19 protein-coding genes are annotated in these 19,943 nt (G+C 67.0%); 13 read left to right on the top strand and 6 right to left on the bottom strand.

Going from position 1 to position 19,943, the window contains the following annotated elements; genetic code table 11:
- Positions 1–25: 25 nt before the first annotated feature.
- The 5 genes from ACAM58_RS04295 to ACAM58_RS04315 all read left to right on the top strand — a co-directional run bounded on the left by ACAM58_RS04295 (position 26) and on the right by ACAM58_RS04315 (position 4,555).
- Positions 26–859, top strand: a complete 834-nt coding sequence (locus ACAM58_RS04295; protein WP_012745969.1) for an acyl-CoA thioesterase II — start codon at positions 26–28, stop codon at positions 857–859.
- A 91-nt stretch (positions 860–950) separates the two neighbouring features.
- Positions 951–1,697 (top strand): SDR family oxidoreductase, encoded by a 747-nt coding sequence (locus ACAM58_RS04300; protein ID WP_174545055.1) that lies wholly within the window; start codon positions 951–953, stop codon positions 1,695–1,697.
- A 137-nt stretch (positions 1,698–1,834) separates the two neighbouring features.
- The gene (locus tag ACAM58_RS04305; protein ID WP_018903705.1) at positions 1,835–2,428 is read left to right on the top strand and encodes a 2-hydroxychromene-2-carboxylate isomerase; all 594 of its coding nucleotides are present in this window, start codon (positions 1,835–1,837) and stop codon (positions 2,426–2,428) included.
- Positions 2,429–2,488: 60 nt separating this feature from the next.
- On the top strand, positions 2,489–3,253 hold the full coding sequence (locus ACAM58_RS04310) for an enoyl-CoA hydratase (protein WP_012745973.1): 765 nt from the start codon (positions 2,489–2,491) through the stop codon (positions 3,251–3,253).
- Positions 3,254–3,448: 195 nt separating this feature from the next.
- Entirely contained in the window at positions 3,449–4,555 is a 1,107-nt protein-coding gene (locus ACAM58_RS04315; protein ID WP_369664472.1) for an ABC transporter substrate-binding protein, read from the top strand.
- A gap of 6 nt (positions 4,556–4,561) precedes the next feature.
- Here ACAM58_RS04315 and ACAM58_RS04320 read toward each other — a convergent pair whose 3' ends face one another.
- Positions 4,562–4,987: an acyl-CoA thioesterase gene (locus tag ACAM58_RS04320; RefSeq protein WP_012745975.1), complete on the bottom strand. Its 426-nt coding sequence runs from the start codon at positions 4,985–4,987 to the stop codon at positions 4,562–4,564.
- A 41-nt stretch (positions 4,988–5,028) separates the two neighbouring features.
- Between ACAM58_RS04320 and ACAM58_RS04325 the strand changes: the two genes are divergently transcribed.
- Positions 5,029–6,906, top strand: a complete 1,878-nt coding sequence (locus ACAM58_RS04325; RefSeq protein ID WP_018903702.1) for an ABC transporter ATP-binding protein/permease — start codon at positions 5,029–5,031, stop codon at positions 6,904–6,906.
- Positions 6,907–6,945: 39 nt separating this feature from the next.
- Positions 6,946–7,884, top strand: coding sequence for a 2-hydroxyacid dehydrogenase (locus ACAM58_RS04330; protein ID WP_018903701.1), 939 nt, complete (start codon positions 6,946–6,948; stop codon positions 7,882–7,884).
- 116 nt (positions 7,885–8,000) lie between these two features.
- Here the strand turns inward: ACAM58_RS04330 and ACAM58_RS04335 are convergent, their stop codons facing one another.
- Complete coding sequence (locus ACAM58_RS04335) at positions 8,001–9,443, bottom strand: amidase (protein ID WP_018903700.1); 1,443 nt, start codon at positions 9,441–9,443, stop codon at positions 8,001–8,003.
- Positions 9,444–9,504: 61 nt separating this feature from the next.
- Here ACAM58_RS04335 and ACAM58_RS04340 point away from each other — a divergent pair, with 61 nt between their 5' ends.
- The 6 genes from ACAM58_RS04340 (at position 9,505) to ACAM58_RS04365 (ending at position 15,536) form a co-directional block, all read left to right on the top strand.
- Positions 9,505–10,494 carry a LysR substrate-binding domain-containing protein gene (locus tag ACAM58_RS04340; protein WP_018903699.1) on the top strand — a complete coding sequence of 330 codons (990 nt, stop codon included), beginning with the start codon at positions 9,505–9,507 and terminating at the stop codon, positions 10,492–10,494.
- A 194-nt stretch (positions 10,495–10,688) separates the two neighbouring features.
- The gene (locus tag ACAM58_RS04345; RefSeq protein ID WP_012745980.1) at positions 10,689–12,140 is read left to right on the top strand and encodes an aspartate ammonia-lyase; all 1,452 of its coding nucleotides are present in this window, start codon (positions 10,689–10,691) and stop codon (positions 12,138–12,140) included.
- A gap of 171 nt (positions 12,141–12,311) precedes the next feature.
- Positions 12,312–13,214: an amino acid ABC transporter substrate-binding protein gene (locus tag ACAM58_RS04350; RefSeq protein ID WP_012745981.1), complete on the top strand. Its 903-nt coding sequence runs from the start codon at positions 12,312–12,314 to the stop codon at positions 13,212–13,214.
- 124 nt (positions 13,215–13,338) lie between these two features.
- Positions 13,339–14,070 (top strand): amino acid ABC transporter permease, encoded by a 732-nt coding sequence (locus ACAM58_RS04355; RefSeq protein ID WP_018903698.1) that lies wholly within the window; start codon positions 13,339–13,341, stop codon positions 14,068–14,070.
- 1 nt (position 14,071) lies between these two features.
- Positions 14,072–14,761, top strand: coding sequence for an amino acid ABC transporter permease (locus ACAM58_RS04360; protein ID WP_018903697.1), 690 nt, complete (start codon positions 14,072–14,074; stop codon positions 14,759–14,761).
- Between the two features lie 37 nt (positions 14,762–14,798).
- Positions 14,799–15,536: an amino acid ABC transporter ATP-binding protein gene (locus ACAM58_RS04365; RefSeq protein WP_018903696.1), complete on the top strand. Its 738-nt coding sequence runs from the start codon at positions 14,799–14,801 to the stop codon at positions 15,534–15,536.
- 56 nt (positions 15,537–15,592) lie between these two features.
- On the opposite strand, the gene ACAM58_RS04370 is transcribed toward ACAM58_RS04365, so the two are convergent.
- From ACAM58_RS04370 to ACAM58_RS04385, 4 genes are all read right to left on the bottom strand, one after another.
- A complete protein-coding gene (locus tag ACAM58_RS04370) occupies positions 15,593–16,534 on the bottom strand; it encodes a nucleoside hydrolase (RefSeq protein ID WP_018903695.1) in 942 nt (313 codons plus the stop codon).
- Between the two features lie 46 nt (positions 16,535–16,580).
- Positions 16,581–17,618, bottom strand: coding sequence for a DctP family TRAP transporter solute-binding subunit (locus ACAM58_RS04375; protein WP_018903694.1), 1,038 nt, complete (start codon positions 17,616–17,618; stop codon positions 16,581–16,583).
- A 375-nt stretch (positions 17,619–17,993) separates the two neighbouring features.
- On the bottom strand, positions 17,994–19,292 hold the full coding sequence (locus tag ACAM58_RS04380) for a TRAP transporter large permease (protein WP_012745987.1): 1,299 nt from the start codon (positions 19,290–19,292) through the stop codon (positions 17,994–17,996).
- Entirely contained in the window at positions 19,289–19,873 is a 585-nt protein-coding gene (locus ACAM58_RS04385; protein WP_369664211.1) for a TRAP transporter small permease, read from the bottom strand. Before ACAM58_RS04385 ends, ACAM58_RS04380 begins: the two co-directional genes overlap by 4 nt.
- Between the last annotated feature and the right edge of the window lie 70 nt (positions 19,874–19,943).

Raw genomic sequence — 19,943 nt, forward strand, 5'->3', positions numbered from 1 at the left:
CCACCGGAGGCACACTGCAATCATCATGAGCATGCAACACCCCTTCGACAAGGCCCTGGCCCTGCAGCACAGCGACATCCGCGTGGGCCACTTCACCGGCGCCACGAGCCCGGACTACTGGAACATGGTCGGCCCCTTCGGCGGCGCCACCGCGGCCATTGCGCTGCAGTCGGTGATGCAGCATCCGGATGTGCTGGGCACGCCGATCGCGCTGACCGTCAACTTTGCGGCCGCGCTGGAAGCCGGCGCATTCGACGTGCAGGCCACCGCGGTGCGCACCAACCGCTCGACCCAGCACTGGACGGTGCAGATCACGCAGCCTGGTGCCAGCGGTGCGCCGAACATGACCACCACCGCCACCGTGGTGACGGCCGCGCGCCGCGAGACCTGGGGCCAGAGCGACCTGCCGATGCCCGAGGCGCCCAGGCCCGAGACGGTCGAGCGCCTGAGCGTCGGCCCGTCCGGCGTGGCCTGGCTCGACCAGTACGAGATGCGCCTGTTCAGCGGCAGCATTCCTTCGAAGTGGGACGAGAGCCTGCATCACAGCGAAAGCCGGCTCTGGCTGCGCGACGCGCAGGCGCGGCCGCTGGACTTTGCCTCGCTGGCCGCGATGAGCGACGTGTTCTATCCGCGCGTCTGGCTGCGCCGCGCCAGGCATGTGCCGGCCGGCACGGTGTCGATCACCACGTATTTCCATGCCGGCCCGGCGCAGCTGGCCGAGGTCGGCACGGGCTACCTCCTGGGCCGCGCGGTGGGGCAGCAGTTCTTCAACGGCTTCTTCGACCAGAAGGCGCATCTGTGGAGCGAGCAGGGCGTGCTGCTCGCCACCTCGAACCAGATCGTCTACTACAAGGAATGAATATGACCCCCACGTTCGGCACTTCGTGTCCTCTCTGCCCCCCGAGGGGGCGCTCGCTTGCTTGGGGCGGCCCGGCGCGGCGCTCGTGACCATGGCACTCACCAAGGCCGCACTCATCGTCGGCGCCGGCGACGCCACCGGCGGCGCCATTGCCCGCCGTTTTGCGCGCGAGGGCTATGCCGCCTGCGTCACGCGCCGCAGCCTCGACAAGCTGCAGCCGCTGGTCGCGCAGATCGAGGCCGCGGGCGGCCGCGCCCATGCCTTTGCGTGCGATGCGCGCAAGGAAGAGGAAGTGGTGGCGCTCGTCGAGCAGATCGAATCGACGATCGGGCCGATCGAGGTGATGGTGTTCAACATCGGCGCCAACGTGCCCGAGAGCATCCTGGCCGAGACGGCGCGCAAGTATTTCAAGGTGTGGGAGATGGCCTGCTTCTCGGGCTTTCTGAACGGGCGCGAGGTGGCCAGGCGCATGGTGGCGCGCGAGATGCCGAAGAGCGGGCACCGCGGCACGATCATCTTCACGGGCGCCACGGCGTCGCTGCGCGGCGCGGCCAACTTCGGCGCGTTCTCGGGCGCGAAGATGGCGCTGCGCGCGCTGGCCCAGTCGATGGCGCGCGAACTCGGGCCAGAAGGCATTCACGTCGCGCACGTGGTGGTCGACGGCGCTATCGACACCGAGTTCATCCGCAGCAACTTCCCCGAGCGCTATGCGCTGAAGCAGAGCGACGGCATCCTGAACCCCGAGCACATCGCCGACAGCTACTGGATGCTGCACTCGCAGCCGCGCGACGCCTGGACGCACGAGCTCGATCTGCGGCCTTGGTCGGAGAAGTTCTGAGATGATTTCGGGCGCTTCGATTCATCGAGTTGGATGTCGTTCAGGGCGCGCTCCCGCCGACGGGGTACCTTGCGGAGGGGAGTACCCGGTGATCTGTGCACACGCCCTGAACAAGAGCACCTCATAAGGAGACACCGATGACAAAAACAGTCGAGTTCTATTTCGACTTCGGCAGCCCCGCCGCCTACCTCGCCGCCACGCAGCTGCCGCACGTCTGCGCCGACACCGGCGCCGAGCTGGTGTGGAAGCCCATGCTGCTGGGCGGCGTGTTCCAGGCCACCGGCAACCGGTCGCCGGCCGAGGTCGTGCCCAAGGCGCCGTACATGACCATCGACCTGCAGCGCTTTGCCAAACGCTACGGCGTGCCCTTCGTGCACAACCCGCACTTTCCCATCAACACGCTGCTGCTGATGCGCGGCGCGACAGGCCTCCAGATGAGGGAGCCGGCACGCTTTGGCGCATATGTCGGTGCCGTCTTCCACGCGATGTGGGTCGAGCCGAAGAACATGAACGACCCCGCCACCGTCGGCGCCGTGCTTCAGAATGCGGGCTTCGACGCCACCGCCTTGCTCGCGCTGGCCGGCACGCAGGAAGTGAAGGACCGCCTGAAGGCCGTCACGCAGGAAGCGGTGGCGCGCGGCGTGTTCGGCGCGCCCACCATGTTCGTCGGCGACCAGATGTTCTGGGGCCAGGACCGCCTCGATTTCGTGCGCGAAGCCCTCGACGCCTGACCGCTGCGCCACCCTCCAGGCAAACAAACAGACAAACCGTTTTATCCAAGGACCATTCCCATGAGCGACATCCTCGTCCACACCGAAGCCGGTGTGATGACCCTCACCTTCAACCGCGTCGACAAGAAGAACTCCATCACCGGCAGCATGTACGGCGAACTCGCCGACGCACTGGCCGCGGCCGAGGGCGATGCGGCAGTGCGCTGCGTGCTGATCCAGGGCGACCCCACCATCTTCAGCGCGGGCAACGACATCGGCGACTTCCTCAACGCGCCGCCGGCCGGCAAGGATTCGCCGGTGTTCCGCTTTTTGCGCGGCATCGCGGCCTTTCCCAAGCCCATCGTGGCGGCGGTCTGCGGCCCGGCCGTGGGCATCGGCACCACGATGCTGTTCCACTGCGACCTGGTCTACGCGGGCGACAACGCGGCGTTCTCGATGCCCTTCGTGAACCTGGGCCTGTGCCCCGAGGCGGCGTCGAGCCTGCTGGTGCCGCAGATGCTGGGCTACCACCGCGCAGCCGAGGCGCTGCTGCTGGGCGAGCCCTTCATGGCCGAGGCCGCGCTCGAAGTGGGCCTGGTCAACCGCATCGTGCCGCCGACCGAAGCCAATGCCATCGCGCAGGTGCAGGCCCGCAAGCTCGCGGCCAAGCCGCTGAGCGCGCTGGTCGAGACCAAGCGGCTGTTGAAGAAGGCGCAGATGCCGGCCGTGCTCGAACGCATGGACGAAGAAGGCGCGAGCTTCGGCCGCATGCTGCGCGAACCCGCCGCGCGCGAGGCTTTCGGCGCCTTCATGGAGAAGCGCAAGCCCGATTTCTCCAAAGTCTGAGCGCGTTTCCACGCTTGCCGGCCCACGGCGCATGCGTACACTGCTGCCGTGCAAATTTTCGAGACACGATCGTCGGCAACGCCCACCCAGCGTGCGAATGATGCTACTGAAAAAGTAGCAATCGGCACCACGCGCAGGCGTACTTTAGGCCTGCTCGCGGGGACCCTGGCCGCGCCTTCGCTGGCCCTGGCCCGCGTGCGGCCGCTGCGCATCGGCGTCATCGGTTCCTGGTCGGGCCCTTATGCCGCGGGCGGACGCCAGTTCGATGCCGGCATGTCGGTCTGGCTCGCGGCCCACAACCAGCGCATCGCGGGGCGCCCGGTCGAACTGCTGCGCCGCGACGTGCCCGGCAGCGTGCCCGAGCAGGCGCGCCGCCATGCGCAGGACCTGGTGGAGAGCGAGCGTGTCGACCTGCTCGCGGGGCTGGACTTCAGCTCCAACGCCTACGCCGTCGGCGCCGTGGCCACGCAGGCCAAGGTGCCGCTGCTGGTGATGAATGCGGCTTCCTCGGGCATCACGGCGCGCTGCCCGTTCGCGGTGCGCGTGTCCTTCACCATCGCGCAGGTCACGATGCCGCTGGCGCGCTGGGCGGTCCAGCAGGGGCTGCGCGATGTCTGCACCGTGGTGGCCGACTATGCCTCGGGCGTCGATGCCGAAAGCGCCTTCGTCTCGGCCGTCACCGCCGGCGGCGGCCGCATCGGCGCGATGCTGCGCGTGCCGCTCAACACCCTGGACTATTCGGCCTACATGCTGCGGCTGCGCGAGCTCAGGCCGCAGGCGGTGTTCTTCTTCCTGCCTTCGGGCCAGATGCCCGCCACCTTCCTCAAGTTCTGGCGCGACCGCGGCATGGCCGACACCGGCATCCGCCTGCTCGCGACCGGCGACGCCACCGACGACCACTACCTCGAAGGCATCGGCGAGCTGGCCGAGGGCCTCGTGACCAGCCACCACTATTCGTTTGCCCACGAGTCGGCGGCCAACCGCCGCTTCACGGCCGCCTTCGAGACCGAGTACGGCAGCCACCTGCGGCCCGGCTATTTCGCGGTGGCGGCGCACGATGCGCTCGCGGCGGCCGACGCCGCGATGAGCGCGCCGGCCATGCGCGGCAGCGCAGGCGCAGAGCAGCTGGTGGACGCCTTCCGGGGCCTGCGGCTCGAGAGCCCGCGCGGCCCGATCGAGATCGACGCCCACACGCGCGACATCGTGCAGGCCGTCTACATCCGCCGCACCGAGCGGCTCGACGGGCGCTGGATCAACCGCGAGTTCGAACGCTTCGAACGGGTGCGCGAGCCGGCGCTGTGAGCGCGCTCAGGGTTGCTGCTCGATCGGCCGCGGCCGGCCGTTGTCGTCGATGGCCACGTAGGTGAAGGTGGCCTGCGTCACCTTGATGTATTCGCCCTGGGCGCGGAAGCGCTCGGCAAAGACCTCGACCGTGACCGTGACCGAGGTGCGGCCGATGCGCACCAGCTTCGAATAGAACGAGAGGATGTCGCCCAGCCGCACCGGCTGCTTGAAGATGAATTCGTTGACCGCCACCGTGGCCTGGCGGCCCTTGGCGTAGCGCGCCGGAATGACCGAGCCGGCCAGGTCGCACTGCGCCATGACCCAGCCGCCGAAGATGTCGCCGTTGGCGTTGCAGTCCGCGGGCATCGGAATGACCTTGAGCACCAGCTCCATGTCGGTGGGCAGGCTCTTGAGGGTCGCGGCGGCGGCGGTGCTGGAAATATCGGACATGGGCACAATCTGGACAAACTAAGCAACCACGATTGTCCCTCATGCGCCGCAGCGGCGAAGCCCTACCTCCTCCCCCCCACAGCGCCACCGGCCATGCGCCGGCGCGCAGCGACCGCTCCGACTGGGCGACGCTGCGCCGCCTTTTCCCCTATCTCTGGCAGTACAAGTGGCGGGTGATCGCCGCGCTCGGCTTCATGGTGGGCGCCAAGGTGGCCAACGTGGGCGTGCCGGTGCTGCTCAAGAACCTGATCGACACGATGACGCCCAGGCCGGACATGGCGCAGGCGCTGCTGATCGTGCCCATCGGGCTCCTGCTGGCCTACGGGCTGCTGCGCTTTTCGACCGCGCTCTTCGGCGAGCTGCGCGAGCTGATCTTCGCCAAGGCCACCGAGGGCACGGCGCGGCAGATCGCGCTGGAGGTGTTCGGCCACCTGCATTCGCTGAGCCTGCGCTTCCACCTGGAGCGCCAGACCGGCGGCATGACGCGCGACATCGAGCGCGGCACGCGCGGCGTGCATTCGCTCATCTCGATGTCGCTCTACAGCATCGTGCCCACCATCATCGAGCTGGCGCTGGTGCTCACCATCCTGGGCGTGAAGTTCGATTCGCTGTTCGTCTGGATCACGGGCGCGGCGCTGGTGCTCTACATCACCTTCACGGTCACCGTGACCGAGTGGCGCACCCAGTTCCGCAAGACCATGAACGAGCTCGACTCCATGGCCCAGAGCCGCGCGGTCGATTCGCTCCTGAACTACGAAACCGTCAAGTACTTCAACAACGAGGAGTTCGAGGCCAGGCGCTACGACGCCAGCCTGGACCGCTACCGCAAGGCCGCCATCAAGAGCCAGCGCACGCTGAGCATGCTCAACACCGGCCAGCAGCTGATCATCGCGACCAGCCTGGTGCTGATGCTCTGGCGCGCCACCTCGGGCGTGGTCGAAGGGCGCATGACGCTGGGCGACCTCGTGATGGTCAACGCCTTCATGATCCAGCTCTACATTCCGCTCAACTTCCTGGGCGTGATCTACCGCGAGATCAAGCAGAGCCTGACCGACCTGGACAAGATGTTCGTGCTGATGGAAAAGGAGCGCGAAGTGCGCGACGCGCCGGGCGCGCAGCCGCTGTCTTTGCTCCCTCTCCCTCGGGGAGAGGGCAGGGGTGAGGGCGGCGGCGTCGACTCCACCATCCGCTTCGAGGACGTGAGCTTCGCCTACGAGCCCGACCGGCCGATCCTCAAGCACGTGAGCTTCGAGATCCCGGCCGGCAAGACCGTGGCCGTGGTCGGCCCTTCGGGCTCGGGCAAGTCGACGCTCGCGCGGCTGCTCTACCGCTTCTACGACGTGCAGCAGGGCCGCATCACCATCGGCGGGCAGGACATCCGCGAAGTGCAGCAGTCCAGCGTGCGCCGCGCGATCGGCATCGTGCCGCAGGACACGGTGCTGTTCAACGACACGGTCGAATACAACATCGCCTACGGCCGCCCCGGCGCCACGCGCGAAGAGGTGGAAGGCGCGGCCCGCGCCGCGCGCATCCACGACTTCATCGCCGCCACGCCCAGGGGCTATGAAACCACCGTGGGCGAGCGCGGCCTCAAGCTGTCGGGCGGGGAAAAGCAGCGCGTGGCCATTGCGCGCACGCTGCTGAAGAACCCGCCGATCGTGATCTTCGACGAGGCCACCTCGGCGCTCGATTCGGCCAACGAGCGCGCCATCCAGTCGGAGCTCAGGAGCGCCGCGCAGGACAAGACCACGCTGGTGATCGCGCACCGCCTCTCGACGGTGGTCGATGCGCACGAGATCTTGGTGCTCGAGGCGGGCGTGATCGTCGAACGCGGCACGCATGCCGAGCTGCTTGCGAAGCAGGGCCGTTATGCGCAGATGTGGGCTTTGCAAAAGAGCGAAGCCACGCCGCTGATGTAGCCCGATCATTCTTTTTTACATCGATCCAGGAGTTCAGACGTGTCGACCAAGATTCCCCTGCTGGTGCTCAACAGCCTTTCGAGCGCCCACCAGGCCCAGATTGCCGAGGTCTATGACATGACCTATGCCTTCGACCCCGCCGCGCGCGCCGCCGCGATTGCCGAGCACGGCAAGAAATTCCGCGCGGTGCTGACCATCGGCGTGATCGGCATCACGCCCGAAGAAATTGCGGCCATGCCGGCGCTCGAGCTGATCTGCTGCCTGGGCGCGGGCTACGAAGGCGTGCCGCTCGAAGTGACGCGTGCGCGCGGCATTGCCACCGCCAATGGCGCCGGCACCAACGACGACTGCGTGGCCGACCATGCCTTCGGCCTCTTGATCGGCATCGTGCGCGAGTTCCGCAAGCTCGACCGGCTGTGCCGCGAAGGCGTGTGGCGCGAAGCCATTCCGCAGCCGCCGAACGTGTCGGGCAAGAAGCTCGGCATCCTGGGGCTCGGCACCATCGGCCAGAAGATCGCGAAGCGCGCGGCCGCCTTCGACATGGAGATCGGCTATCACAACCGCAAGCCGCGCGAAGGTGCGGTGCACCGCTACTTCGGCGACCTGAAGTCGCTCGCGGCCTGGGCCGATTTCCTGGTGCTGGCCGCGCCGGGCGGGCCGGCCACGCGCCATCTCGTGAATGCCGAGGTGCTCGATGCGCTCGGGCCGCAGGGCTACCTGGTCAGCATCGGGCGCGGCAGCGTGGTCGATACCGAGGCGCTGGCGGCGGCGCTGCGCGAGCACCGCATTGCCGGGGCCGGCCTCGATGTGTACGAAAGCGAGCCGAAGCGGCCCGAACCGCTCGTCGGCCTGGACAACGTGCTGCTGACGCCGCACATGGCGGGCTGGTCGCCCGAGGCCACGCAGAAGTCGGTCGACCATTTTCTTGCGAATGCCGAAGGGCACTTCGCGGGGCGCGGCGTGTTGACGCCGGTCTGAAGTCTTCTTGCTCCTTCCCCCGCCGGGGGAAGGCTGGGATGGGGGCGGGCAGGGCGCTCGATGGATGCGCCGCTTGCCCCCACCCCTGCCCTCCCCCGGGAGCGGAGGGAGAAAAGTCAAGCCAATACCGGGGGGCGATGAGCGCCCCAGCCGCAGGCCTGGTCATAGGCATGCCCGAGCCGCAGCACGTCCAGGTCCGCATGGATCGGCCCGGCCAGCTGCAGGCCCATCGGCAGGCCGCCTTCGCCGAAACCTGCGCGCACATTGAGCGTGGGCAAGCCCGCCAGCGTGAACGGCGTCACGATCTCCATCCAGCGGTGGTAGGTGTCGCTCGGCACGCCGGCCACTTCGGCGGGCCAGTGCAGCTCGGCCTCGAAGGGGAACACCTGCGCCGTCGGCGCCAGCACGAAATCGAAGCGCTCGAACAGCCTGAAGAACGCGCGGTACACGTTCGAGCGGTAGAGCGAAGCCTGGTAGAGCGAGGCCGCATCGAGGTGCCGGCTCTGCTCGATTTCCCACTGCGCTTCCGGCTTGAGCTGCGCGAACAGCTGGGGGTCGCTGAGATACGCGCCGAGCTTGCCGCCCACCAGCAGCTGGCGCAGCCGCAGCCAGGCGCTCCAGTTGTGCTCGCGCGGCACGTCGAGCGTGCAGGGCTCGACCTCGCAGCCGATGGCGCGGAAGGTGCCGAGCGCCTGCTCCCCGAGTTCGCGGATGCCGGGCGCGAGCGGCAGTTCGGGCCAGAGGCTGCCGAGCCAGCCGATACGCAGGCCTTTTCCGTCGCCGTCGAGCGCGATGGCATCGGCCGAGGGCAGCGCCTGCGGCGACGACAGCGGCACGCGCCCGTCGAAGCCCGCCTGCACCGCGAGCAGCCGCGCGGTGTCTTCCACCGTGCGGCCCATCGGGCCTTCGGTGCCCAGCTGCTGGAAGAAGAGTTCCTGCTCGGGGTCGCCGGGCACGCGTCCGCGCGAGGGCCGCATGCCGATCACGTTGTTGAAGGCGGCCGGGTTGCGCAGCGAGCCCATCATGTCGCTGCCGTCGGCCACCGGCAGCATGCCCAGGGCCAGCGCCACGGCCGCGCCGCCGCTGCTGCCGCCGGCGCTGCGCTCCGGCGCATAGGCGTTGCGCGTGATGCCGAACACCGTGTTGTAGGTGTGCGAGCCCAGGCCGAATTCGGGCGTGTTGGTCTTGCCGATCACGATGGCGCCGGCTGCGCGCATGCGCGCGACGTGCAGGCTGTCGATGCGCGCCGGCGAGCGCGGTGGCAGCGGCGAGCCCATGGAGGTCGGCAGCCCCGCCGCGTGGCTCAGGTCCTTCACCGCCAAGGGAAAGCCATGCATCCAGCCGCGCCGCTCGCCGCGCGCCAGTTCGGCATCGCGCTCGCGGGCTTCGGCCAGCAGCACACCGGGTTCGCGCAGCGAGACGATCGCGTTGAAGCGCGGGTTGAGCGCCTCGATGCGGGCCAGCGAGGCCTGCATCAGCTCATGGCAGGACACGCTGCGGGCCGCGATGCGGCGCGAGAGTTCGGTGGCGCAGAGGTCGAGCAGATCGGCTGGAGGCATGGCGAATGCGGGAAAAGGAGGGGGAGCCCAGTATGGCGCGGCGCTCGCATAATCGCCGCGTATGGAAACAAAGTGGCTCGAAGACTTCATCAGCTTGGCGGAAACGCGCAGCTTCAGCCGCTCGGCCCAGTTGAGGCACGTGACCCAGCCCGCGTTCTCGCGCCGCATCCAGGCGCTCGAAGGCTGGGCCGGCACCGACCTGGTGGACCGCAGTTCCTACCCCACGCGCCTGACGCCCGCGGGCCAGACGCTCTATAGCCAGGCCATCGAGATGCTGCAGTCGCTGCAGAGCACCCGCGCCATGCTGCGCGGCCACTCGGCCGCCGGGCAGGACGTGATCGAGATCGCGGTGCCGCACACGCTGGCCTTCACCTTCTTTCCCTCCTGGGTGACCAGCCTGCGCGAGCACTTCGGCCCCATCAAGAGCCGGCTGATCGCGCTCAACGTGCACGACGCCGTGCTGCGCCTGGTCGAGGGCAGCTGCGACCTGCTGATCGCCTACCACCATCCTTCCCAGCCGCTGCAGCTGGATGCCAACAAGTACGAGATGGTCAGCCTGGGCGAGGAAACCGTGGCGCCTTGGGTCAAGGCTGACGCCGACGGCGCGCCGCGCTTCCGGCTGCCCGGCCGGCCGGGCCAGCCGCTGCCCTACCTGGGCTACGCGCCCGGCGCCTACCTGGGGCGCGTGGTCGACCAGCTGCTGAAGGAGTCGGGCACCGCCATCCACCTCGACCGGGTCTACGAAACCGATATGGCCGAAGGCCTGAAGGTCATGGCGCTCGAAGGCCATGGCATCGCCTTTTTGCCGCAGAGCGCGGTGCGCAAGGAGATCAAGGCGCGCAAGCTCGTGAGCGCGCTGCCGCCCGAGATCGACAGCCTGGAGGCGACGATGGAGATCCGCGCCTACCGCGAGCGGCCGAGCGCGCCGGCGCCGGTGAAGGCCGGCAGCGGCCGCGCGGCGAAGGGGCCGGTGTCCGAAGGCCTGCAGCCCAAGCGCACGGCCGATGCGCTGTGGTCGTACCTGGTCGGTGCCCAGCCGCCGGGCCGCTGACCGCCATCCGATCGATCGACGCGCGGAATTTGTGCGCTGCACAATCTATAAATGCCGCGCATAAGCCTCCCCGCAAACGGCATTGGCGCCGCAGCTCCGCGGCCACTACAGTCGCGGCAGTTTTTTGCCGCTGTCACACAGCAATCTTCAGGGCACGCGCCATCCGCGTGCTTTTTTTTAGCCGAGGAACCTGTATGAGCCCGAATTTCAGGACCGAACACGACTTTCTCGGCGAAAAGCAGATTCCTGCCTTTGCCTACTGGGGCGTGCACACGGCGCGCGCGGTCGAGAACTTCGCCATCTCCGGCACCCGCGTGTCGGCCATGCCCGACCTGGTGCGCGCGCTGGCCTTCGTGAAAAAGGCCGCCACCCGCGCCAATGCCGATCTCGGCGCCATCGACCGCGACCGCGCGGCCGCCATCATCCTGGCCTGCGAGGACCTGATCGAAGGCAAATTGCTCGATGAATTCGTGGTCGACGTGATCCAGGGCGGCGCCGGCACCTCCACCAACATGAACGCCAACGAGGTGATCTGCAACCTCGCGCTCGAGAAGCTCGGCCACGAAAAGGGCCGCTACGACGTGCTGCATCCCAACGACCACGTCAACGCCTCGCAAAGCACCAACGACGTCTATCCGACGGCGGTGCGGCTGGCGCTGTGGTTTGCCATCGGCCGGCTGCTCGAATCCATGGCCGCGCTGCGCAAGAGCTTCGAGGCCAAGGCGCTCGAGTTCAAGGACATCCTGAAGATCGGCCGCACCCAGCTGCAGGACGCCGTGCCCATGACGCTGGGCCAGGAGTTCCTGACCTACGCCGTCATGATCGGCGAGGACGAGGCCCGCCTGGGCGAGGCGCGCGCGCTCATCGAGGAAATCAACCTGGGCGCCACTGCCATCGGCACCGGCATCAACGCGCCGCACGGCTATGCCAACCTGGCCTGCCAGTACCTGGCCGAGCAGACCGGCGTGCCGCTCAAGCAGTCGGCCAACCTGATCGAGGCCACGCAGGACACCGGCGCCTTCGTGCAGCTGTCGGGCGTGCTCAAGCGCGTGGCCACCAAGCTCAGCAAGACCTGCAACGACCTGCGCCTGCTCTCCAGCGGCCCGCAGGCGGGCTTCGGCGAGATCCGGCTGCCGGCGCGCCAGGCCGGCTCGTCGATCATGCCGGGCAAGGTGAACCCGGTGATCCCGGAAGTGATGAACCAGGTGGCCTTCGAGGTCATCGGCAACGACATCACCGTGACCATGGCGTCCGAGGCCGGCCAGCTGCAGCTCAACGCCTTCGAGCCGATCATGGGATGGAGCCTGTTCAAGAGCATCAAGCACCTGAGCAATGCTTGCAACACGCTGCAGCTCAACTGCGTCGAAGGCATCGAGGCGAACCGGGAGTTCCTGGCCAAGCGGGTGCGCGAATCGGTCACGCTGGTCACCGCGCTGAATCCGCTGATCGGCTACGAGAAGGCGGCGCTGATCGCCAAGACTGCGCTGGCCACCGGCGGGCCGATCGACCTGGTGGCCGAATCGCTCGGCATCATGACGCGCGCCGAGATGGAGGCGCTGCTCGTGCCCGAGAACCTGACCCAGCCGGTGCGCCTGTCCGCGCCGGTGCCGCCGGCTGCCGAGCCCTCGGGCACAAAGGCTGCTTAGTGAAAGTCGGACAATGCCAATGGGTCCACCTGCACCAAGGCGGCGCTTCGATGCGCGCGGCCGGTGCGGCACCGCCGAGAATGCACCGGGTTGGTCCGGGTATTCCCCATCACGTGAATGTCTAGAATTTCGTTGTATCTGTATCTTCCAGTCACCTCAGGAGTTTTCCGTATGAACAAGCAAGTATTGGCATTGGCAATTGCAGCCCTGGCTGCCGGCAGCGCTTTTGCCCAAGCCAATGACACCCTGGCCAAGATCAAGGCCTCGGGCAGCATCACCGAAGGCGTGCGGGAATCTTCCGGCCTGTCGTACACGCTGGGCAACGGCCAGTACACCGGCTTCCACTACGACATCTGCGCCAACATCATCAAGGACATCCAGAAGCACCTGGGCCTTGCCAAGCTGGAAACCAAGTACCAGCCCGTCACCTCGCAAAACCGCGTGCCCCTGGTGCAGAACGGCACCGTCGACCTGGAGTGCGGCTCCACCACCAACAACGCCACGCGCCAGAAGGACGTTTCCTTTGCCGTGACCACCTACGTGGAAGAAGTGCGCATCGCGGTCAAGGCCAACTCGGGCATCAACAGCATCAAGGACCTCAACGGCAAGACCGTGGCCACCACCACCGGCACCACCTCGGTGCAGACCCTGCGCAAGAACGAGCGCGCCGGCGGCATCGACTTCAAGGAACTCTACGGCAAGGACCACTCCGACAGCTTCCTGCTGCTCGAATCGGGCCGCGCCGACGCCTTCGTGATGGACGGCTCCATCCTGGCCTCGAACATCGCCAAGTCGAAGTCGCCCGCCGACTTCAAGATCGTCGGCGAAGTGCTCAGCGTCGAGCCCATCGCCATCATGATCCGCAAGGACGACCCGGCCTTCAAGAAGGTGGTGGACGACAGCATCAAGGCACAGATCAAGAACGGCGACCTCGCCAAGCTCTGGGACAAGTGGTTCCTGAAGCCGATCCCGCCGGCCAACGTCACGGTGAACCTGCCGCTGTCCGACGCCACGAAGGCCGCCTGGGCCAACCCGAACGACAAGCCGATGGAAGACTACGCGGCCAAGAAGTAAACACGGCAAGGCCATCCGCGCAACGCCCGCCGCCCCCGGCGGGCGTTTGTTTTCGCAAATGCGGCGCGCGGGCACGGCCTCTGCAAGCTAGCAGTCTGGAAATCTGAAAGAAGGAGAGTCCCCGATGGGATCAAACTGGGATTGGCAGGTCTTCTTGCAAGACCCGGGCGGGAAGTACCCGACCTATTGGCAGTGGATGCTGTCCGCATGGGGCTGGACCGTGTCCGTGGCCCTGCTGGCGCTCGTCGTTGCGCTGGTGCTGGGTTCGCTGGTCGGCATCATCCGCACCCTGCCCAACAGCCCGTGGCTCATACGCCTGGGCAATGCCTGGGTCGAGCTGTTCCGCAACATTCCGCTCCTGGTGCAGATCTTCCTCTGGTACCACGTGATTCCGGCGCTGGTGCCGGTCATGAAGGGCGTGCCGAGCTTCGTGCTGGTGGTGCTGGCGCTGGGCTTCTTCACCTCGGCGCGGATTGCCGAGCAGGTGCGCTCGGGCATCCAGGCGCTGCCCAAGGGCCAGCGCTACGCGGGCATGGCGGTGGGCTTCACCACGCCGCAGTACTACCGCTACGTCATCCTGCCGATGGCCTACCGCATCATCATTCCGCCGCTCACGAGCGAAACGATGAACATCTTCAAGAACTCGTCGGTGGCGTTTGCCGTGTCGGTGACCGAGCTCACGATGTTCGCGATGCAGGCGCAGGAAGAAACCTCGCGCGGCATCGAGGTGTACCTGGCGGTGACGGGGCTCTACGTGATCTCGGCCTTTGCGATCAACCGCATCATGGCCTTCATCGAGAAGAAGACGCGCGTGCCGGGCTTCATCGTCTCGGCCAGCGGCGGCGGGGGGCACTGACATGATGAACCTCGACCTGTCGTTCTACAACTGGGACGTCATCAGCAACTTCGTCGTCAAGGGCTTCTACTTCAGCATCATGCTGACGATCGTCGCCACCATTGGCGGCGTGCTCTTCGGCACCGTGCTGGCGCTGATGCGGCTGTCGGGCAAGAAGTGGCTCGACGCGCCGGCCGCCATCTACGTCAACGGCATGCGCAGCATTCCGCTGGTGATGGTGATCCTGTGGTTCTTCCTCCTGGTGCCGGCCTCGTTCTATGCGGCCTTCGGCTCCATCGGCTCGAACTACCGCTCGGAAATCTCGGCCGTGATCACCTTCATCGCGTTCGAGGCGGCCTACTTCAGCGAGATCATGCGCGCGGGCATCCAGTCGATTCCGCGCGGCCAGGTGAATGCGGGCCAGGCGGTCGGCATGACGTACGGCCAGAACATGCGCCTCGTGGTGCTGCCGCAGGCCTTCCGCAACATGTTGCCGGTGCTGCTCACGCAGACCATCATCCTGTTCCAGGACACCTCGCTGGTCTACGCCATCGGCGCCTACGACATGCTCAAGGGCTTCGAGACCGCGGGCAAGAACTTCGGCCGCCCGATCGAGGCCTACCTGCTCGCAGCCGTGGTTTACTTCATCATGTGCTATGCCTTGTCGTGGCTCGTCAAGCGCCTCCACAAGAAGATCGCCATCATTCGCTAGCCGAGTGGCTGAACCGGAGAAAGAAATGTCCGAAAAAATGATTGAAATCAAGAACGTCTCGAAGTGGTATGGCCCGGTGCAGGTGCTCAACGATTGTTCGGTGAGCATCTCCAAGGGCGACGTGGTGGTGGTGTGCGGGCCCTCGGGCTCGGGCAAGTCCACCCTCATCAAGACCGTGAACGCGCTCGAGCCCTTCCAGAAGGGCGAGATCACCGTCAACGGCATTCCGCTGCACGACCCCAAGACCAACCTGCCCAAGCTGCGCTCCAAGGTCGGCATGGTGTTCCAGCACTTCGAGCTGTTCCCGCACCTGTCGGTCACCGAGAACCTCACGATCGCGCAGATCAAGGTGCTGGGCCGCAGCCCCGACGAGGCCAAGACCCGCGGCCTCAAGATGCTCGACCGCGTGGGCCTGATGGCGCACAAGGACAAGTTCCCGGGCCAGCTCTCGGGCGGCCAGCAGCAGCGCGTGGCCATTGCCCGCGCGCTCAGCATGGACCCGATCGTGATGCTGTTCGACGAGCCCACCTCGGCGCTCGACCCCGAAATGGTCGGCGAAGTGCTCGACGTGATGGTGAGCCTGGCCAAGGACGGCATGACCATGATGGTGGTCACGCACGAAATGGCCTTTGCGCGCAAGGTGGCGAGCCGCGTGATCTTCATCGACGTGGGCGGCAAGATCCTGGAAGACTGCCCGAAGGACGAGTTCTTCAGCCACCCGGAAAACCGCCAGCCGCGCACCAAGGACTTCCTGAACAAGATCCTCCAGCACTGATCCGCTGCGTCGCAAGGACAAGAGCCACGCTGTTTTGCAGCGTGGCTTTTTTTTGCCTACGGCAGCCGCGCGATGTGCTCCGTCAGCAGGTCGAAGAAGCCCTGCGCATCGCCGTCGGCGATCCAGTTCGCGTTGGGTGGGCGGTGCAGGCTGCCGTGCCAGTCGGCCGCGGTCTGGCCGAAGCCCATGCCTTCGCGGCTGTCGACCTCGACGTGGATGCGCCTGCCCCGGAAGAGCGAGGGCTGCAGCAGGTAGGCCGTGACGGTCGCGTCATGCACCGGCCCGCCGGGCATGCCGTAGTGCTGCATCTCCTGCGGCGCATAGGCGTCGAGGATGTCGGCGACAATCGCGCCGGCCCGGTTGCCCAGGCCGCGCAGCCGCGCGATGCGCTCGTCGCTCGTGAGGATCTTGTGCGTCACGTCGAGCGGCAGCATGGTGATCGGCACGCCGCACTTCAGCACGGCCTCGGCCGCATGCGGATCCGCGAACACGTTGAACTCCGCCGTGGGCGTGATGTTGCCGCCATTGAAGTGCGCGCCGGCCATGAGCACCAGTTCGCGCAGGCCGCGCACGATGTCGGGCGCCTGTTCGAGGGCGAGCGCCAGGTTGGTCTGCGGGCCGAGCATTGCGAGCGTCACGCTTTTTTCGGGCGCGGCGCGCAGCGTGCGGATCAGGTAGTCGACCGCATGGCCTTCGGCCAGCGGCGCGGCGGGCTCGTGCACCTTCACGCCGGTGATGCCTTCGCGGCCATGGATGTTGGCCGCGTAGATCGGCGTGCGCAGCAGCGGCCGTTCGGCGCCCGCATACACCGGAATGTCGGGCCGCCCGGCCCATTCGCAGGCGAGGCGCGCATTGCGCGAGGTCTTGGCCAGCGGCACGTTGCCGGCCACCGTGGTCAGCGCCCGGACCACCAGCGATTCGGGTGCCGCCAGGGCGAACAGCAGCGCGATCACGTCGTCCGCGCCGGGGTCCGTATCGATGATCAGGGTGTGGTGCATGGCCGCATTGTCGCGGCCGCCACCCCGATCCGCAGGAACGCGGGCTTTACTTCTGGCGCGCCGCGATGGCCTTCTCGGCCTTGGCCACGAGGTCCGCGCCCACGGTCGACTTCCACTTGTCGTACACCGGCCGCGTGGCCTTCACGAAGGCTTCGCGCTCGTCGGGCGTGAGCTGGGTCACGGTGACGCCCATGGCGGCAATGTCCTTGAGCACCGGCTTGTCGGCTTCCACCAGGCCCTTGCGCGCGAGCGCGATTTCCTGCTTGCCGGCATCGACGGCGGCCTGGCGCACGATGGCCTGGTCGGCCGGCGTCCACGAGGCCCAGATTTCCTTGTTGACCACGAACACCAGCGGATCGGCCACGTAGCCCCAGGTGGTCACGAACTTCTGGCCCACGGTGTGCATCTTGAGCACGGTGAACAGGAAGAGCGGGTTCTCCTGGCCGTCGACGGCGCCGCTGGCGAGCGCGGGCTGCGCATCGGCCCAGCTCATCTGCGTGGGGTTGGCGCCGAGCGCGGTGAACATGTCGGAGTAGATCGGCGAGCCGACGACGCGGATCTTCATGCCCTTGAGGTCGGCGGGCGACTTGATCGGCTTCTTCGAGTTGGTGATCTCGCGGTAGCCGTTCTCGCCCCAGGCGAGCGGCACGACGCCGGCCTTGTCGAGGGTCTTGAACATGTCCTTGCCGACCTCGCCCTGGGTGAGCGCGTCGATGGCCGCGTAGTCGGGCATCAGGAAGGGCATGGAAAAAAGGTTGAGCTGCTTGACCTGCGGCGACCAGTTGATGGTCGAGCCGACGGCCATGTCGATCACGCCCTGGCGCAGCGCGCTGAATTCGCGGGTCTGGTCGCCCTGGATGAGGGACACGCCGGGGTACAGCTTGATGTTGATGCGGCCCTGGGTGCGCTCCTTGACGAGGTCGGCCCAGATCTTTCCGGCCTGGCCCCAGGGGGTGGGCGGGCCGAGCACCAGGGACATCTTGTACTCGGGCTTGTAGGCGGCCTGCGCCATGGCGCCGGTCGAGAACATGCACAGGGCGGTTGCTGCGGCGGCAAGGCCGAGCAGGGTGCGGCGGAATTTCATGAGAGGTCTCCTTGTTTTCTGAACACAACTAAGCGATGGATGTTTTTGGGAGCGTTCGGGGCGATGCTGTTCGGGGCGTGTGCACAGATCACCGGGTACTCCCCTCCGCGAATGTCCCCCGGCCTGCGGCCTCCTCCTTGATTTCGCTGCGGGGAGCACCCGATGCTCTGTGCACGAGGGCACGCTCGTTGTGCATCGCTGATCAACCACCGCTCCGCATAACGCTCCCGCTGATGGGGTGCCTTGCGCAGCGAAATCAAGGGGGAGGCCGAAGGCCGGAGGACATTCGCGGAGCAAGGTACCCCGTCGGCGGGAGCGCGCCCTGAACAGCAGGCCTTGAACACAACGCGGCGCAAGGAAAAGCAGCGCCGCACTTCAATACCCCAGCTTGCGCGGCAACCAGAGCGCAAGTTCCGGAAACACGATCACCAGCACCATCACCACGAACATCGAGAACAGCATCCAGCCGACCCAGCGCACGGTTTCTTCCATGCGAACCTTCGCGATGCGGCACGACACCATCAGGTTGACCGCAAGCGGCGGCGTGAACTGGCCCAATGCGACCTTGAGCGTGAGGATCACGCCGAACCACACCGGGTCCCATTTGTAGTACTGCACGATCGGCAGCAGCAGCGGCACGAAGATCAGGAAGATCGACACGCCGTCCAGGAACATGCCCACCGTGATGAGCAGCAGGATCAGGAGCGCCAGGATGCCGTATTCGCCGAGGCCCGAATTCACGATGGCGCGCGTCACCGGGTCGATGATGCCGAGCGTGGAAAGCGAATACGCGAAGATCCCCGCGAGCGACACCACCAGCAAAATCACGGCCGAGAGCTCGCCCGATTCGCGCAAGATGACGAACAGGTCGCGCACCTTGATGGTCCGGTGCACGCACATGCCCACGAAGAGACCATAGAACACCGCCACCACCGCGGCCTCGGTGGGCGTGAACCAGCCCGCGCGCATGCCGCCCAGGATCAGCACCGGCGCCGCCAGGCCCCAGACCGCTTCGCGAAAGCTCTTCCAGAACGGCGGGCGCGGCAGCGTCGCTTCGAGCGCGCCCATCTTGTGCTGGCGGGCCAGCAGCACGGCCGGGATCATCAGCGCCAGGCCGGCCATCACGCCCGGGATCATGCCGGCTGCAAAGAGCGCCGGCACCGAGGCGCCGGGCACCAGCACCGAGTAGACGATGAACGCGACCGAGGGCGGAATCAGGATGTCGGTGGCCGCCGCGGCGCCCACCACGCTGGCCGAGAAGGCGGCCGGGTAGCCCGCGCGCGACATGGCCGCGATCATCACCGCGCCCACGGCCGCGGCATTGGCCGGGCCCGAGCCCGAGATGCCGCCGAGGAACATCGCCACCGCAATGGCCACCAGCGGCAGCATGCCGGGCCCGCGCCCGACGATCGCCACCGCAAAGTTCACGAGCCGCAGCGCCACGCCCGAGCGGTCGAAGATGGAGCCCACCAGCACGAACATCGGGATGGCCAGCAGCGGGTACTTGCCGAGGCCGGCATAGAAGTTCTGCGGCACGGCCAGGAGGCCGAACCACTGGGCGTCGCTGTTGGCCAGCGCGATGCAGGCGGCGCCGGCCAGGCCCAGCGCGGCGCCGATGGGCACGCCCACCAGCATCATCGCAACGAAGGCGACGAAGAGCAGGGTGGGGATCACGATGCGTCGCCCTTGCTGCCGGGGTTCTTGGTGTCGCTGCGGTATTCCTTGCGGCCGCGGCGGACCATGAGGCCCACCGCGCGCAGCGCGATGGCAAACGACACGATCGGCAGCCAGACCGAATACCACCACGCCGGCAGGCCGATGCCCGGCGTGGTCTCGTCGAAGCGGTAGTCGTCCCACACCATGCGGATGCTGAGCGCGCCGATCAGCGTGAACAGGATCGCGATCATGAGCGCGCCGAACTGCGCGAGCCGCTTGCGCCGCGCCATGGAGCCGCTTTCGGAAAAGTATTCGATGCGGATGTGGCGGTCGCGCGCCACCGCGGCCGAGCCGGCCACCAGCGCCAGCATGATCATCAGGAAGACCGAGAACTCTTCGGTCCACGCGAACGACGAGTCGGTGAAGTAGCGCACCAGCACGTTCGCAAAGGTGATGAGCGCCAGCGCGCCCATGATGATGACGGTGAGCCAGTCCTCGATGGCGAGCGGCACCCGGGTGGGCTCGTCGGCGGCTTCGATGTCTGGGGGAAGGGGGCTGGCGGCGTCCAGCAGCGGGCCGGACTCGTTGGGAGTGGTCATCGAGAGGGAGGGGGAAAGCAGCTATGGATGGTAACGATCCATGTCCATCCGTTCATCGGGGTTTTCCTAA

It is taken from the genome of Variovorax sp. V116 (assembly GCF_041154435.1).
Taxonomy (GTDB): Bacteria; Pseudomonadota; Gammaproteobacteria; order Burkholderiales; family Burkholderiaceae_C; genus Variovorax; species Variovorax paradoxus.